The organism is Rhodobacteraceae bacterium S2214 (genome assembly GCA_025141675.1).
Lineage (GTDB): Bacteria > Pseudomonadota > Alphaproteobacteria > Rhodobacterales > Rhodobacteraceae > Yoonia.
In genome coordinates this window covers 1,677,876-1,692,143 of the sequence record CP081161.1, presented here as the reverse complement: position 1 = coordinate 1,692,143, position 14,268 = coordinate 1,677,876, and the positions used below count along the sequence as shown (strand labels likewise).

14 protein-coding genes are annotated in these 14,268 nt (G+C 56.1%); 11 read left to right on the top strand and 3 right to left on the bottom strand.

Going from position 1 to position 14,268, the window contains the following annotated elements:
* The first annotated feature begins 58 nt into the window (after nucleotides 1–58).
* Nucleotides 59–2,614 (top strand): aminopeptidase N, encoded by a 2,556-nt coding sequence (gene pepN / locus K3729_08485; GenBank protein UWR00784.1) that lies wholly within the window; start codon nucleotides 59–61, stop codon nucleotides 2,612–2,614.
* A 47-nt stretch (nucleotides 2,615–2,661) separates the two neighbouring features.
* Entirely contained in the window at nucleotides 2,662–3,537 is an 876-nt protein-coding gene (locus K3729_08480; GenBank protein ID UWR00783.1) for a lysophospholipid acyltransferase family protein, read from the top strand.
* Nucleotides 3,538–3,605: 68 nt separating this feature from the next.
* Here the strand turns inward: K3729_08480 and K3729_08475 are convergent, their stop codons facing one another.
* Nucleotides 3,606–4,430, bottom strand: coding sequence for a lytic transglycosylase domain-containing protein (locus K3729_08475; GenBank protein ID UWR00993.1), 825 nt, complete (start codon nucleotides 4,428–4,430; stop codon nucleotides 3,606–3,608).
* A gap of 177 nt (nucleotides 4,431–4,607) precedes the next feature.
* Here K3729_08475 and K3729_08470 point away from each other — a divergent pair, with 177 nt between their 5' ends.
* The 4 genes from K3729_08470 (at nucleotide 4,608) to K3729_08455 (ending at nucleotide 8,202) form a co-directional block, all read left to right on the top strand.
* On the top strand, nucleotides 4,608–4,976 hold the full coding sequence (locus K3729_08470) for a hypothetical protein (GenBank protein UWR00782.1): 369 nt from the start codon (nucleotides 4,608–4,610) through the stop codon (nucleotides 4,974–4,976).
* A gap of 207 nt (nucleotides 4,977–5,183) precedes the next feature.
* Nucleotides 5,184–6,695 carry an Asp-tRNA(Asn)/Glu-tRNA(Gln) amidotransferase subunit GatB gene (gatB, locus tag K3729_08465; GenBank protein ID UWR00781.1) on the top strand — a complete coding sequence of 504 codons (1,512 nt, stop codon included), beginning with the start codon at nucleotides 5,184–5,186 and terminating at the stop codon, nucleotides 6,693–6,695.
* A 69-nt stretch (nucleotides 6,696–6,764) separates the two neighbouring features.
* A complete protein-coding gene (locus K3729_08460) occupies nucleotides 6,765–7,706 on the top strand; it encodes a polyketide cyclase/dehydrase (protein ID UWR00992.1) in 942 nt (313 codons plus the stop codon).
* Nucleotides 7,707–7,776: 70 nt separating this feature from the next.
* Complete coding sequence (locus tag K3729_08455; protein ID UWR00780.1) at nucleotides 7,777–8,202, top strand: DUF4177 domain-containing protein; 426 nt, start codon at nucleotides 7,777–7,779, stop codon at nucleotides 8,200–8,202.
* Here K3729_08455 and K3729_08450 read toward each other — a convergent pair whose 3' ends face one another.
* A complete protein-coding gene (locus tag K3729_08450; GenBank protein UWR00779.1) occupies nucleotides 8,203–8,457 on the bottom strand; it encodes a BolA family transcriptional regulator in 255 nt (84 codons plus the stop codon).
* 78 nt (nucleotides 8,458–8,535) lie between these two features.
* On the opposite strand from K3729_08450, the gene K3729_08445 reads away from it, so the two are divergent.
* Complete coding sequence (locus K3729_08445; GenBank protein UWR00778.1) at nucleotides 8,536–9,177, top strand: J domain-containing protein; 642 nt, start codon at nucleotides 8,536–8,538, stop codon at nucleotides 9,175–9,177.
* 53 nt (nucleotides 9,178–9,230) lie between these two features.
* Here the strand turns inward: K3729_08445 and K3729_08440 are convergent, their stop codons facing one another.
* The gene (locus tag K3729_08440) at nucleotides 9,231–9,719 is read right to left on the bottom strand and encodes a hypothetical protein (GenBank protein ID UWR00777.1); all 489 of its coding nucleotides are present in this window, start codon (nucleotides 9,717–9,719) and stop codon (nucleotides 9,231–9,233) included.
* A gap of 209 nt (nucleotides 9,720–9,928) precedes the next feature.
* Here K3729_08440 and cobS point away from each other — a divergent pair, with 209 nt between their 5' ends.
* From cobS to cobT, 4 genes are all read left to right on the top strand, one after another.
* A complete protein-coding gene (gene cobS / locus K3729_08435) occupies nucleotides 9,929–10,915 on the top strand; it encodes a cobaltochelatase subunit CobS (GenBank protein ID UWR00776.1) in 987 nt (328 codons plus the stop codon).
* A gap of 510 nt (nucleotides 10,916–11,425) precedes the next feature.
* A complete protein-coding gene (locus K3729_08430) occupies nucleotides 11,426–11,788 on the top strand; it encodes a hypothetical protein (GenBank protein UWR00775.1) in 363 nt (120 codons plus the stop codon).
* Nucleotides 11,789–11,927: 139 nt separating this feature from the next.
* On the top strand, nucleotides 11,928–12,290 hold the full coding sequence (locus K3729_08425; GenBank protein UWR00774.1) for a hypothetical protein: 363 nt from the start codon (nucleotides 11,928–11,930) through the stop codon (nucleotides 12,288–12,290).
* Between the two features lie 84 nt (nucleotides 12,291–12,374).
* Nucleotides 12,375–14,255, top strand: coding sequence for a cobaltochelatase subunit CobT (gene cobT / locus K3729_08420; GenBank protein UWR00773.1), 1,881 nt, complete (start codon nucleotides 12,375–12,377; stop codon nucleotides 14,253–14,255).
* Nucleotides 14,256–14,268 lie beyond the last annotated feature (13 nt).

Below are 14,268 nucleotides of genomic sequence, written 5' to 3'. Positions count from 1 at the left end.
AGTTCGGGGGCGGGTTCCCAATAGTTAGATCAACCCTGCGTATCATAAAGGCTGTCCCATGAAAGATTCCGCGCCGTCCGTCATCTATCTGGCAGACTATACCCCGCCCGCCTATTTGATCGACGATGTTCACCTGACCTTCCATCTGCACCCAACCCAGACCCGCGTGATCAGCCGTATCGCGTTCCGACCTAATCCGGATGCGACCGACAGCACCTTCTCTCTACACGGCACGGAACTGAACTTGGTCTCCGCCAAAATAGACGGCGCGCCTGTAGATCCCACGCTCACTGACGACGGTCTCATCTGCGACGCGCCCAACGCCCCGTTCATCTGGGAAGCAGAGGTCACGATATCGCCGGAAACCAACACCGCGCTTGAAGGGCTCTATATGTCCGGCGGCATGTACTGCACCCAATGCGAAGCCGAAGGGTTTCGCAAAATCACCTACTACCCCGACCGGCCCGATGTGATGGCCGTCTTCACCGTGCGGATCGAAGGCGACTATCCTGTCTTGCTGTCCAACGGCAATCCGCAGGCGTCCGGCGACGGCTGGGCCGAATGGCACGATCCGTGGCCAAAACCCGCGTACCTTTTCGCGCTGGTCGCGGGCAATCTGGTGGCACATCCGGGATCATTTACAACAATGTCAGGCCGCGACGTCGCATTAAACATCTACGTGCGCCCGGGGCCCGATGAAGACAAATGCGCTTTCGGGATGGGCGCACTGCAACGGTCGATGAAATGGGACGAAGATGTCTACGGCCGTGAATACGACTTGGACATTTTCAACATCGTGGCCGTCGATGACTTCAATATGGGGGCAATGGAGAACAAGGGATTGAACATTTTCAACTCCAGCTGTGTTCTCGCATCCCCTACCACATCGACAGATGCAGACTTTGAACGGATCGAAGCGATCATCGCCCACGAATACTTTCACAACTGGACAGGCAACCGGATCACCTGCCGCGACTGGTTCCAGCTTTGCCTGAAAGAAGGACTGACCGTCTACCGCGACCAGCAGTTCACCGCAGACATGCGATCCGCCCCTGTCAAACGGATCGACGACGCGATCACATTGCGCGCAGCACAGTTTCGCGAAGATGCCGGACCACTGGCACACCCGCCCCGCCCGTCCAGCTTTTCCGAAATCAACAACTTCTACACAGCGACCGTCTACGAAAAAGGGGCAGAGATTATCGGCATGCTGCATACCCTCGCGGGTGACGAAGGCTACAAAGCAGCGCTTGACCTGTATTTCGACCGCCACGACGGCGACGCGGCCACCATCGAAGATTTCCGCGCTTGTTTCGAACAGGCGATGGATACCGACCTTACGCAGTTCACGCGCTGGTGGACCGATCCCGGCACGCCCCACGTCACCGTCACCGAAGAATGGAACGACAGCACCCTGACTTTACACCTGTCACAGTCCATTGACGCGCTTGGTCGCATCGATTGGCCTGCCCGCGTTATCCCATTGCGTTACGCGTTGATCGGCCAAGACGGGGCCGAAATGCAGGCTGAACAGCTATTGATCCTCGACGATACGGTCAAAACTGTTGTCATCGCAGGGCTTCCTGCCCGTCCGATCCTGTCGATCAATCGTGGCTTCACAGCACCCATCACACTGTCACAAACGCAATCGGACGCGGATCGGGCGCTTTTACTTGCTCGTGACAGTGATCCCTTCAACCGCTGGGACGCGGGCCGGAAACTGGTGTCCGACGTTCTATGCCGGATGGTGATGCACGAAACAGCGCCTGATACGCGCTACCTTGATGCGATGCGCGTGGCTGTGCGTGACAACGATCTTGATCCAGCCTACCGCGCGTTCCTTTTGTCGTTCCCAAGCCAAGCTGAAACAGCCCAAGCGCTGCATATGCAGGGGGTTATACCTGATCCAGATGCAATCCATCTGGCCCACCAAACACTCAGGCAGGCGTTAGCAGAACATCTACAGGATCACCTTGCCGCGCTCTATGCGGCGATGACCGTTGATGGGGACTATAGCCCTGACGCTGGACCAGCAGGCAAACGCGATTTGGGGAACGCGGTCTTGGGTCTGATTTCGCGGCTTGATGGCGGCAAACAAGCAGCCCAGCAATTCGCGACCGCAGACAACATGACGCAACAAATCAGTGCGCTGTCAGCATTGCTGTGGAACGGGCACGAAACAACGCAGCTAGCGGCATTTGCAGACCAATGGTCCGACGACCGTCTGGTCATGGACAAATGGTTCGGGCTCCAAGTCGCGCTGAGCGCACCAGAAGACACAGTCGCGACGGTCAAAGCCTTGGCCGCCCACCCCGACTTCAACGAAAAGAACCCAAACCGGTTCCGTGCAGTCTTTGGCGCGTTCGCACGACACGCCGCCGGTTTCCATCGCGCGGACGGTAGTGGCTATGCGCTGCTGGCGGATTGGCTGGTGAAACTAGACGCGATCAACCCCCAAACCACCGCGCGGGTGGTCACGGCCTTTGATAGTTTCAAACGTTACGATGCGGGGCGTCAGGAAAAAATGAAGGCGGCGCTCAACCGGATCGCAGCGACACCAAACCTGTCCGGCGACACACGCGAAATGGTGACACGTATCCTCGATACGGCGTAGATCGCCTATCCCCGCAATCTGTCATTTGCCTGTTACGGTTGCACCACATGGTGCATCCCATGAGACATCGCATTGATCCCCTGATCCACGAACGCGCCCCTTGGCTGGGGCGCAACACCGCACTGACGCAAGTCGCACAACAGTCGCTTGATCACCTGCTTGGTTACGGCGAAACCGTCGCCTTGGCAGAAAAGCTGGAAAACGCATCTGCGGCTGACGTGATGCACACAATGGGACAGATGCTGTCCCAACACGTGACAGCAACGGGTCTGGGTCATATTCCTGCAGAGGGTCCCGCATTAATCGTGGCAAACCACCCGACGGGCATCGCGGACGGCATCATACTGCACCACCTGATCGCGCAAAGACGACCGGACACCTATTTCTTCGCGAACAAAGACATTTTGCGTGTTCTGCCACAAATGGATGACATGATCTGCCCCGTCGAATGGCGGCTCGAAAAACGCAGCCGCACATCTGCGCGCGAAACGATGCAATACGTCCGCAAAGCAACGGATGCAGGCAGGCTCGGCGTGATCTTTCCGTCGGGGCGGCTGGCCAAACGACGCGGCCTGCGCCTATGGGAACGTCCATGGATGGCGTCGGCAGCAATGCTCGCGCGCAAATTCGACCTGCCCGTCGTGCCCGTGAACATTCGCGCCCGCAATTCAGCGCTGTTCTATCTCTTCGACCGCATCCACCCGACACTGCGCGACATCACACTGTTCCACGAGACATTGAACAAGCACAAACAGCCGTTCCAAGTCACGGTCGGTCCGCACATCCAAGGCCGCACCTTACCGAAATCAGCGGACGACGGCATCGCCGTGCTGCGGGATGCCACGTTGCTACTGGGTGAAAAGCCGACGCCAGAGATTGATATGATGGCCGTGACCCGACCACTATTGTCGCGTCTAGGCTAAGCGTCGGAGCCTCCGGCGGGGATATTTAAGACCAAAAGAAGCACGCACAGCGCCAAACGCGATAGATCTTACCCGTTCGCAGGCGCTGTCATAGTGGACACGGTCACGTCCCAATTGCCCGCTGGACGCGCCTGCGGGCGGATGTTGACCTGTGGCTTGCAATAGCTTTGACGGTTTGTCCAAGCGGCCATTTCCGAAATCTTGCTCCGGTTCGACATCGGGCCCCAATCCGCAGCAATGCCGCGCCAACGGCTATCGCGCACCGCAATCGCGTTATCGCGGGCGACCGTCACGTTCATAATGCGGGCAGCACAGGACAGGTTATCCTCGGGATCTTTCAACGCCTCGCCAGTGCGGGCGTAGCAGCCATAGCGGCGTGCCGTATCCGGATAGATTTGCAGCAGACCAAACCAAAGGTTTCCGCCGCCCACGGCACTTGGATTATAGGTGCTTTCATGCTTGGCCAAAGCCGACATGACACCCACCCAAAACGCACGGCGCTGTTCGGGGCCGTTTTCAATATAAGCAGGACACCACGTGTCAATGTCGCGCGGAACGAGTGATTCGAGCCCGTCACCATGACCCGAAATCGCCGTCATCGCAGCACGCGTCCACAAATCAGACCCGTCCTTATGAGTCCAACGTGTGTTCGGCAAAAAGCTGGATCGCGCAACAGGGCGCACATCGGGCGCGCGTGTTTCCACTATGGCCGGATACCGGATCATGTGGGCAGGACGGGCCTGCACACGAAACCCTGCAAGGCGATTTGCAGCGGCCTCGGCCTGCAAAGTCGCAGCATCATCGCGCGAGAAGGGTCTGACAGGTGTGTCGGCCATGGCAGCGGCCCCCACACATATCGCCAAAATCCCCCCCAGAAGTGTCTTGGCATTCATCATGGCGCAAAATTTGCCTTGCGCATGCGCATGAATGCAAGCGGAATTTCAGATGCAGGCGGGGCAACGCTTGAAACCACTCACCCGTTTACAGTGCAACAGATACAACGATTACTGTGGAACGTTCACACCATAGCCCTCGGCGGCCCTTAAAACTTGAGCGATTTGAACTAGAAAATGTCTAAGGCTGGCGGTAAACCATTGTGGATGCCGCGACATACCTCGGGGCCTGTTACAATGGTGATCCTGATGAACGCACACGGCATGACAAAATGGCTTGGTCTCGCCCTAATTTTGTCCGGACCAGTAAGTGCGCAAGAGACGGATGTGGGCGGCGTTAGCGATGAAATCATTGCCTACTGGGCCAAAAACGCAATCCCACTGGCTGAATTCGTCGCGCAGGGTTTTGGCATGGCCGAACCTAAAGACGCGACATCACCCCAGTGGTGCCCCTATCAAGCCGTTACGATCTCTTTGCTATTTGCCGACCATCAAAATTGTAGTCGCCTGCTTCAAGAGATGCGGCAACAAGGCCGCATCGAATAGGCCTGCGCGTAACGCATAAATTCAGTTTATCGCAGTCACACATTAGCCCGTTGACCGACCACCGTATAAAACAGGTGTTTTCAACACCGTGATTGACGGCTCCAAACCAACACCCACCTTACCAACAAAACACCCAAATCCCCGCATCCTCTTGTCCCTGCCTGCCCCCTGTCTTAGAACGCAGCAACACCCTGACGGAGAGACCCCATGTTGGACCTGACATACGACACCCCTGCCCCCAAAGTGATCGCTGGTGCGAAGCATGATTGGGAGCTTGTGATCGGCCTTGAAGTCCACGCGCAGGTCGCGACCAAAGCGAAACTTTTTTCCGGCGCATCCACCCTCTTCGGCGCAGAGCCGAACAGCAACGTGGCCTTCGTGGACGCAGGCATGCCCGGCATGTTGCCCGTCATTAACGAAGAATGCGTCGCGCAGGCGGTTCGCACGGGTCTGGGCCTGAAAGCCGAAATTAACCTGTTCTCTGCCTTCGACCGGAAGAACTACTTCTACCCTGATCTGCCGCAAGGCTACCAGATTTCCCAACTTTACCACCCGATCGTCGGCGAAGGTGAAGTCTTGGTCGAACTCGGTGACGGCACAGCCCGCAACGTCCGCGTGGAACGCATCCACCTTGAACAAGACGCTGGTAAATCTGTGCACGACATGGACCCGAACATGTCCTTCGTGGACCTGAACCGAACCGGCGTGGCGCTGATGGAAATCGTATCGCGTCCTGACATCCGTGGGCCTGAAGAAGCAGCTGCCTATGTGTCGAAACTACGCCAAATCCTCCGCTACCTCGGGACCTGCGACGGCAACATGCAAAACGGCAACCTGCGGGCTGACGTGAACGTATCGATCTGCCGTCCGGGCCAATACGAGAAATACATGGAAACGCAGGACTTTAGCCACCTCGGCACGCGCTGCGAAATCAAAAACATGAACTCGATGCGGTTTATTCAAGCCGCCATTGATGTGGAGGCCCGCCGCCAGATCGCCCTCGTCGAGGACGGCAAAGAGGTTGTGCAGGAAACACGGCTCTACGATCCGGACAAGAACGAAACGCGTTCTATGCGGTCAAAGGAAGAAGCACACGATTACCGCTACTTCCCCGATCCGGACCTGCTGCCGCTCGAAATCGAACAGGACTGGGTCGATGATCTGGCGTCCAAATTGCCGGAACTGCCAGACGCCAAGAAATCCCGTTTCATGGCGGACTTCGGCCTGTCCGACTACGACGCCTCCGTGCTGACCGCCGACGTGACCAACGCGGCGTTCTTTGAAGCCGTGGCCGAAGGCCGCGACGGCAAACTGGCGGCGAACTGGGTGATCAACGAACTGTTTGGGCGCCTTAAGAAAGACGACAAAGACGTCACCGAAAGCCCAATTTCAGCGGCACGTTTGGGCCAGATCGTCGGCCTGATCAAATCCGACAAGATCAGCGGCAAGATCGCCAAAGACGTGTTCGAAATCGCCTACACCTCTGACCGTGACCCCGAAGAAATCGTCGCGACCGAAGGCATGGAGCAGGTCACAGACACAGGCGCGATCGAGGCCGCTGTGGATGAAATCATCGCCGCCAACCCCGCGCAGGTCGAAAAAGCCAAAGTGAACCCGAAGCTGGTCGGCTTCTTCGTCGGCCAAGTGATGAAGGCGACAGGCGGCAAAGCGAACCCCGCGGCCGTGAACAAATTGGTCAGCGAAAAACTAGGCCTTTAAGCCCTGATGTCGGCGGATTAATTCCGCCGACCCACTCGCACGCATCTACGGACAGTTGAAATGCAACCAATGTTGAAGCGCGCGCTCTATGTTCTTCTTCCGGCTGTCATTCTTTGCTGTGCATTCCTTGGTCTTTATGCGCTCGCGTTAACGGGTGGGGCCAATACGGTTAGCTTTGCTTTCCTCATCGGATTTCCAATGATTGCGGGCGCGGTCATCTACTATTTCAAGCCTAAGAACCAACTGAATACACTGTGGGGCAGTATTTTGTGGTTGGGTGGAATCACCTTGGGGTCAGTCGCCCTGTCCTTCGTGTCCGGTCTCGAAGGAATGGTGTGCATTGCCATGGCCGTCGGTCCAATCTTGTTTGGTGTGATGCTGGGCGGTCTATTTATGGTTGTTGCCCTTCGCTGGCGCGACAAGTCCCATGGTACACTTAAAGCCGTTGTTGCACCCATTATGCTGCTTGTTGCACTTGGATATGCAAAAGCACCGCAAACCACATACACCATATCGAATACGATCATCATTCAGGCGGCACCTGCTGACGTTTACGCAATGCTGCAGAACATCCCTGACATCGCACCATCCGAAGTTCCAACCCTGCCGTCACATTGGCTCGGCATTCCGAAACCAACAGCAGCCGTTTGGGAAGACACGAGCAGCGGCGCGGTGCGGCATTCGTACTGGGGTGACGGCATCCATTTCCGCGAAAACATCACAGCCGTCATTCCCGACAAACACATCGCGTGGGACTTCAGCTTTCCCGAGAACTGGATCGTAGACGGCATCCAAGATCCGCACATCACAGTCGGCAGTCCGTATTTTGATGTGCTTTCGGGCTCTTATACGTTGGCCGCAACTGAGACAGGCACGCAGCTGACATTAACCACACGTACCTACGACGGATCAGAACTAGGGGCGTACGCAAAGTTCTGGCATCACTTCTTCTTTGAAGACTTCCACGAAGCGATCCTCACAGTGGTCAAAAACCGCGTAGAGGCGCTGTGACCGCATCTGCTCTGCTTGGCCCGCGCAACCTTCTTTGCTATAGGGGCGACATCTTAACAGGGATGGTGAAATGTCTTACGAATATGCAGTGGTGCCTGCACCGAAAAAGGGGCTCAAGGCCCGTGGTGTGAAATCCACCGAAGATCGTTTTGCATATGCCCTGCAGACTATCATGAACGAATACGGGGCCGAAGGGTGGGAATATGTCCGCACCGATACGCTCCCTTCCGAAGAACGGTCTGGCTTGACGGGCCGCACGACCGTTTTCCAGAATATGATGGTGTTCCGCAAGCCGCTGGCCGCCGCTGTACCCGGCGCGGAACCTAAACCTGCCGCGTTACTTGCGCCGCCAGAACCCACCCCACCGACATCACCAGCCGCGCCAGACGTCGCACCTGCGCCGCCAGCGGTGCCAACCCCAGCGCCGGATCACATGATGAAAGTTGACGGGGCCGCCGACCAAGGCCGGACAGAGCCGCCCCTGAAATCCGACTGATCAGCGGAACGAAATCGCCAATGCATGCAGCCTACTGATGATGTCAGGCCCTAACGCCGCGTGCACTGCGCGGTGCCGCGCAATGCGCGTTTTGTCTGCTAAATCAGGTGCATCCAGCACGATCTTCCAGTGGCTTTCACCGGACCCATCATCGCCTGCGTGACCCGCATGCAGATGGCTTTCGTTGATCACCTCAAACGACGCCGGATTCAGCTTCGTTTTGATCGCGTCAATTATTTCGACTTCAAGCCCCATTATTTTGCACCTAACCTCTTCTATCCTGCACCCAAAGGTTTATTGTCTGCACCTCGATGAGACAAGGAGTCGCGTGACATGAAGAAAGATGATCCGTTTGGTTTTGATATGTCCGTCTCCAGCGCGAAGAAGAAAAATCCGCGCGGCCGACGGGGGATGTCAGGGGCATCAGAGACATCGCAACGCGTTTGCGAACATGAAGGCTGCCAAGAGCAGGCCAAATTCCGTGCGCCAAAGTCACCCGACACAATGGATGACTATTTCTGGTTCTGCCAAGAACACGTGCGGGAATACAATCTGAAGTGGAACTTCTTCGACGGCACGTCCGAAGCTGAATTGATGGCCCAGCAGGCCAAAGACAAAGTCTGGGAACGGCCAACAAAGCCGTTCAAACGGTCCGAAGAAGAACGGGCTTGGGCACGTCTGGGGGTTGATGATCCACATCAGGTGCTGGGCCAGAATGCGACCCAGAACCCGGGGCGTAACGCGAAACTGGGCAGCACACGCCGCCTACCGCCGACTGAACGCCGTGCAATCGAAATTCTGGAAGCCAAGGACACCCAGTCCAAGCCACAGATTCGCAAGCAATACAAAGCGTTGATCAAGGTTCTTCATCCCGACATGAATGGCGGGGACCGGAGCCAAGAAGAACAATTATCCGAAGTCGTTTGGGCATGGGATCAGATCAAGGCCAGCAAACATTTCCGCGAAAAAGACTAAGTCGAAAAGACAAAGACATCGGGCCGCATTCAGCGGCCCTTTTTCTTGGGCGGTTACGCTGAAAACTGACCCGATCGGAAGATGCTGTCGCGTTCTTGGCGCCATTGTCCCAACAACCCATGCGCACACATCAACATGCCTAACCAGATCAGGCCAAGACTTGGGTAGGCAACGATCAACATGATCAACTGGAACGGGCCGAACATGGTCCCGTAAAACGGCAAAATCAAAGTGCCGGCAATCACCGATCCAATACCGCTGGTGATAAACGCCCCGATCAGCGCGGACGCCCAGCCTCTCGCACCTTCGTGGCCGAACCAGCGTTCATAACAGGCCCAAAGCCCGCTCGCGCCCCCAATGCAGCCTGCAAGTAAGGTCCAATAGGTAATCGCAGTTGATACCCGGCTTTCGGGTGATGTTTCAGACAGGTGCATGACTGCAACGCAAGAAAGCGTGGCCCCCAAAATAGAGGTGCCGATCATCGCAAAAATAAAACTTCGTTCGCCGCGACTAATTTGCGACAAAATTGATTGTACAGCCAATCGAATAACTCCAAGGCAATTGGTGTTCTCAAACTGTACAAATGTGACCTTAAGTTGGCGAAGGTACTGAAAAATCCGACCAGTCTGCATTTTCCGTTGGGGCCAGTGCGATTCATGGTCTCAAATGCGCCACCCTTCCCCTTGCGAACCCCTGCATTATGTTGCATCCCGACAGGACAGAGACGCGCGATTTTGGAAGGCAAGATATTATGGCCGACGGCACAATGGAAACACCAGTAAAACCAACCGAAGAGATTTCTGTTCGCGAGGTGTTTGGCATCGATTCCGACATGAAGGTCAAAGGTTTTGCCGAAAAAACTGACCGCGTGCCTGAAATCGACAGCACATATAAATTTGACCCTGATACGACATTGGCGATCCTCGCGGGCTTTGGCTACAACCGCCGCGTGATGATCCAAGGGTACCACGGGACCGGTAAATCAACGCACATCGAACAAGTCGCGGCCCGTCTGAACTGGCCATCTGTGCGTGTGAACCTCGACAGCCACATTTCGCGGATCGATCTGATCGGTAAAGACGCGATCAAACTGCGCGACGGCGTGCAAGTAACAGAATTCCACGAAGGCATCCTGCCTTGGGCGCTGCGCAACCCTGTTGCGATCGTATTTGATGAATACGATGCAGGTCGTGCGGACGTGATGTTCGTGATCCAGCGCGTGCTGGAAACCGACGGTAAACTGACGCTGATGGATCAGAACAAGATCATCACACCGCACCCGTCCTTCCGTCTTTTCGCGACAGCCAACACTGTTGGTCTGGGTGATACGACCGGTCTTTACCACGGCACGCAGCAGATCAACCAAGCGCAGATGGACCGTTGGTCTCTTGTCGCGACGCTCAACTACCTCAGCCACGACGCCGAAGCAGCAATCGTGTTGTCAAAGTCTCCGCACTTTAACACTGCAGACGGTCGCAAGCAGATTTCACAAATGGTGACAGTCGCGGACCTGACACGGACGGCGTTCATGAACGGTGACCTGTCCACAGTCATGTCACCTCGGACCGTTTTGGCTTGGGCCGAAAACACACGCATCTTCCAAGACGTTGGCTACGCATTCCGCCTGTCCTTCTTGAACAAATGCGACGAACTCGAACGCCAAACGGTTGCCGAATTCTACCAGCGCTGCTTCGACGAAGAACTGCCAGAATCAGCGGCCAGCATGTCTTTGGGGTGACCTTTCTTCGTCGGTTTGCTTTGATCTTGATGTTTTGGCCGTCAACCTTGGTGGCCGAAGCACATAGTTCTTTGTCACCATGTTTTGCTTGGCCTTGGGGTACATATCACTTTCACCCATATCTGTTGCCGCATTACGAGTTTCGTTCTGTGTGGACAGATCAGCAACTAAGCGCAGTTTGCCTACAAGAAAGTCAGGTTCCTCCGTTCCCCCCTCTCTGGTACGTACCTGATCCACGCAACCAACTATCTTGGAATAAAACACGCGACAGCTCTGATCTGGTGCCACCTGCTTTTTCGCTCAGGTTCCCCCTCCCAGCAGGGGTGCAACAAACGCGGCATCATCTATTTGCCCGAAACCTACGCAGCGTTTATTTGTTCGTTCCGCAGCCATAAAGACCAGATACACGTAAGGAAATGACAATAAAGAACCCGAAATGTGCCTTGGTGTTGACGAATCTCCAACAGACATTGTGCGAGATCAAGATTTCGACCGAATGAGGCACAGAAAATGAAGATGATTATTGGCGCTGAACTGCCCGACGGGTACACACCCGGGCACAACGACTTGGCCGCGACGTCTGCCAGCCTGATGGCCCATGCCCTTTTGCCATTGTTTATCGACAACATGCCGGAAGACGCGGCAAAAGCGAATGTCGAAGGCATTGTCATGGAACTGGCTTACCTCTTCGACGATGGTGAAATTGAAATGGGTGGCAAGACATACCGCCCGCGTTTGTCCTTCGTTGACGAAACCGGCCAAACACTTGCCGGTGCAGCAGAATTAAACACGATGCACGACCTCGCATCAGAGCCATTCAACCTTGCTCCGGAAGCGCAGATCAGCTTCGAAGAACCAGAATACGACGAATAACGGTACAGCCATAAGGGGTACCGCCCCCCGTAGCGCACCTATCCTTTGGTAAAAGTTTATTTTCTGATCAGTTGACTGGCACAAAAAGCCGGTCAATGCTGCATCTATGGGCGGTTTAAAAAGATTAGCATGCCTCGTGATGGTGACAGCAACCCCGCTTGCGGCTTTCAACGGAACGGCAGATCAGCAGCTTCATTTCTTTGCAAGCTGCGCAGGCCGATTGTCGGCGACCATGGAACACCAGTGGAACCACGACACAGCCTCTGCTGACCAAACCAAGTCCTACCGCACTGAAATGATTGATCTTGTCACAGCCGTGATGCCCGCAGATCGTGGCCGCGACGTGCTCCTGATGCGGGTCGAAGCCAAACACGCCCAAGCCCGCCTGCTGCGCCGGACCGTAATCAACCGCGATCCGGTTGACGCGGATTGGGCATTATCGCGGGCCGAAGCAATGCTGCACGAATGCACCAGCGTGCTGATGTCGGCCTCCGCAGACTAAGCGATAATTTACAAGACGCTGCCATGGCATCCGCGTCACAAATCCTATATTCAAAAGACAACTCTTATCCGGATGTCTTGTGCCATGACCAAACAAAACGACAACCCAGCTGATCCGTTCAAAAAAGCGCTGGCTGAAGCGACGAAAGTCATGGCCGATGACGCGGAACTTGCGGTCACCTATTCCGTTGATCCTGCAGGACAAACAGCGGAAACGATCCGTCTGCCGCAGGTCTCGCGGCGTATGACCCGCGACGAAGTTTTGCTGGCACGCGGCACGGCAGACGCATTTGCGCTGCGCCACAAATTCCACGACCCGAAAACGGCTGCGCGTTACATGCCGCAGGGCCAAATGGCGCGCGATCTCTACGACGCCATGGAAACCGCGCGGATCGAAGCGGTCGGTGCGCAGCACATGCCCGGCACCGCAGGCAACATTGACGCCAAGATCGGTAACGAGGCGATGCGCAAGGGCTATGACCAAGTCAAAGACACAGCCTCTGCGCCCCTGTCCGTCGCGGCAGGCTACCTGATCCGGCATCTCGCCACCGGTCGCGATCTGCCAGAAGGCGCGGACAACGTCATGAACCAATGGCGCGGCTTTATCGAAGAACAGGCGGGCGGGACGCTCGAAAACCTGACCGATATGCTTGAAGATCAAAAAGCTTTCGCAAAATTCGCACGTCAGATGATCGCCGATCTCGGCTACGCTGATCAATTGGGCGACGACCCCGATCAGATCGACGACAACCAAGAAGACGAAGCCGAAGAAGGCGCAGACGACAACCAAGACGAACCTGACAGCACAGGCGACGACGAAAGCGAAGGCGACGAAGCCGAAGCATCGCCAGAGCAGACGCAAGAAGACCAACAAGACGCGTCGCAGGCCGAAGTGTCGATGGACGACCAAGCCGACGCCGAAATGGGCGAAGAAACCGAAATGCCCGACGGCGAAGCGCCGCTTGAACCGCCTGCCCCGCAGCCTGTTTCTGCCGCCGACCCCGAATACCGCGTCTATTCGGACGCCGACGACGAAGAAATTCGCGCAGAAGATCTGGCAGAACCGATCGAGCTGGAACGCCTGCGCGCCTACCTCGACCAGCAGCTTGAACCGCTCAAAGGTGCCGTGTCGCGTCTTGCCAACAAACTGCAACGCCGTCTGCAAGCCCAGCAAAACCGGTCTTGGGAATTCGACCTTGAGGAAGGCACGCTTGATGCGGGCCGCCTTGCGCGAGTTGTCGCGAACCCAACGACACCGCTGTCGTTCAAACAGGAAAAAGACACCGAATTCCGCGATACCTGTGTGACGCTTCTATTGGATAACTCAGGCTCCATGCGTGGCCGCCCGATTTCGATCGCCGCGATCTGTGCCGACGTCATGGCGCGGACGCTGGAACGCTGCCAGGTGAAAGTCGAAATTCTTGGCTTCACAACAAAGGCTTGGAAGGGTGGGCTTGCCCGCGAAAAATGGCTGAACGACGGACGCCCAGCCACGCCCGGACGCCTGAACGACCTGCGCCACATCATCTACAAACAAGCCGACGCGCCTTGGCGGCGTGCGCGGCCGAACCTTGGTCTGATGATGAAAGAAGGGCTGTTGAAGGAAAACATCGACGGTGAAGCGCTGGAATGGGCACACCGCCGGATGTTAGCCCGTCATGAACAGCGCAAGATTTTGATGGTGATTTCAGATGGTGCGCCAGTGGATGACAGCACCTTGTCAGTGAACCCTGCCAACTATCTGGAAAAACACCTACGTGACGTGATTGCGATGGTCGAAAAGCAAAGAGCGGTCGAATTGATCGCCGTCGGCATCGGGCACGACGTGACACGTTATTACGAACGCGCGGTCACAATCACCGATGTGGAACAATTGGCGGGTGCTATGACAGAACAGCTCGCCAGCCTGTTCGACACTGACCCGCGCAAACGCGCCCGTGTCATGGGGATGCGCAAAGCAGGGTAGTCGTTCTTTGCGA

Coding starts and splice junctions, on each gene's coding strand:
- K3729_08475 (UWR00993.1), bottom strand. CDS start 4,430: ATGAATGCCAAGACACTTCTGGGGGGGATTTTGGCGATATGTGTGGGG.
- pepN (UWR00784.1), top strand. CDS start 59: ATGAAAGATTCCGCGCCGTCCGTCATCTATCTGGCAGACTATACCCCG.
- K3729_08455 (UWR00780.1), top strand. CDS start 7,777: ATGTCTTACGAATATGCAGTGGTGCCTGCACCGAAAAAGGGGCTCAAG.
- K3729_08450 (UWR00779.1), bottom strand. CDS start 8,457: ATGGGGCTTGAAGTCGAAATAATTGACGCGATCAAAACGAAGCTGAAT.
- K3729_08470 (UWR00782.1), top strand. CDS start 4,608: ATGTCTAAGGCTGGCGGTAAACCATTGTGGATGCCGCGACATACCTCG.
- K3729_08480 (UWR00783.1), top strand. CDS start 2,662: ATGGTGCATCCCATGAGACATCGCATTGATCCCCTGATCCACGAACGC.
- K3729_08425 (UWR00774.1), top strand. CDS start 11,928: ATGGTGACAGCAACCCCGCTTGCGGCTTTCAACGGAACGGCAGATCAG.
- cobT (UWR00773.1), top strand. CDS start 12,375: ATGACCAAACAAAACGACAACCCAGCTGATCCGTTCAAAAAAGCGCTG.
- gatB (UWR00781.1), top strand. CDS start 5,184: ATGTTGGACCTGACATACGACACCCCTGCCCCCAAAGTGATCGCTGGT.
- K3729_08460 (UWR00992.1), top strand. CDS start 6,765: ATGTTGAAGCGCGCGCTCTATGTTCTTCTTCCGGCTGTCATTCTTTGC.
- K3729_08445 (UWR00778.1), top strand. CDS start 8,536: ATGAAGAAAGATGATCCGTTTGGTTTTGATATGTCCGTCTCCAGCGCG.
- K3729_08430 (UWR00775.1), top strand. CDS start 11,426: ATGAAGATGATTATTGGCGCTGAACTGCCCGACGGGTACACACCCGGG.
- cobS (UWR00776.1), top strand. CDS start 9,929: ATGGCCGACGGCACAATGGAAACACCAGTAAAACCAACCGAAGAGATT.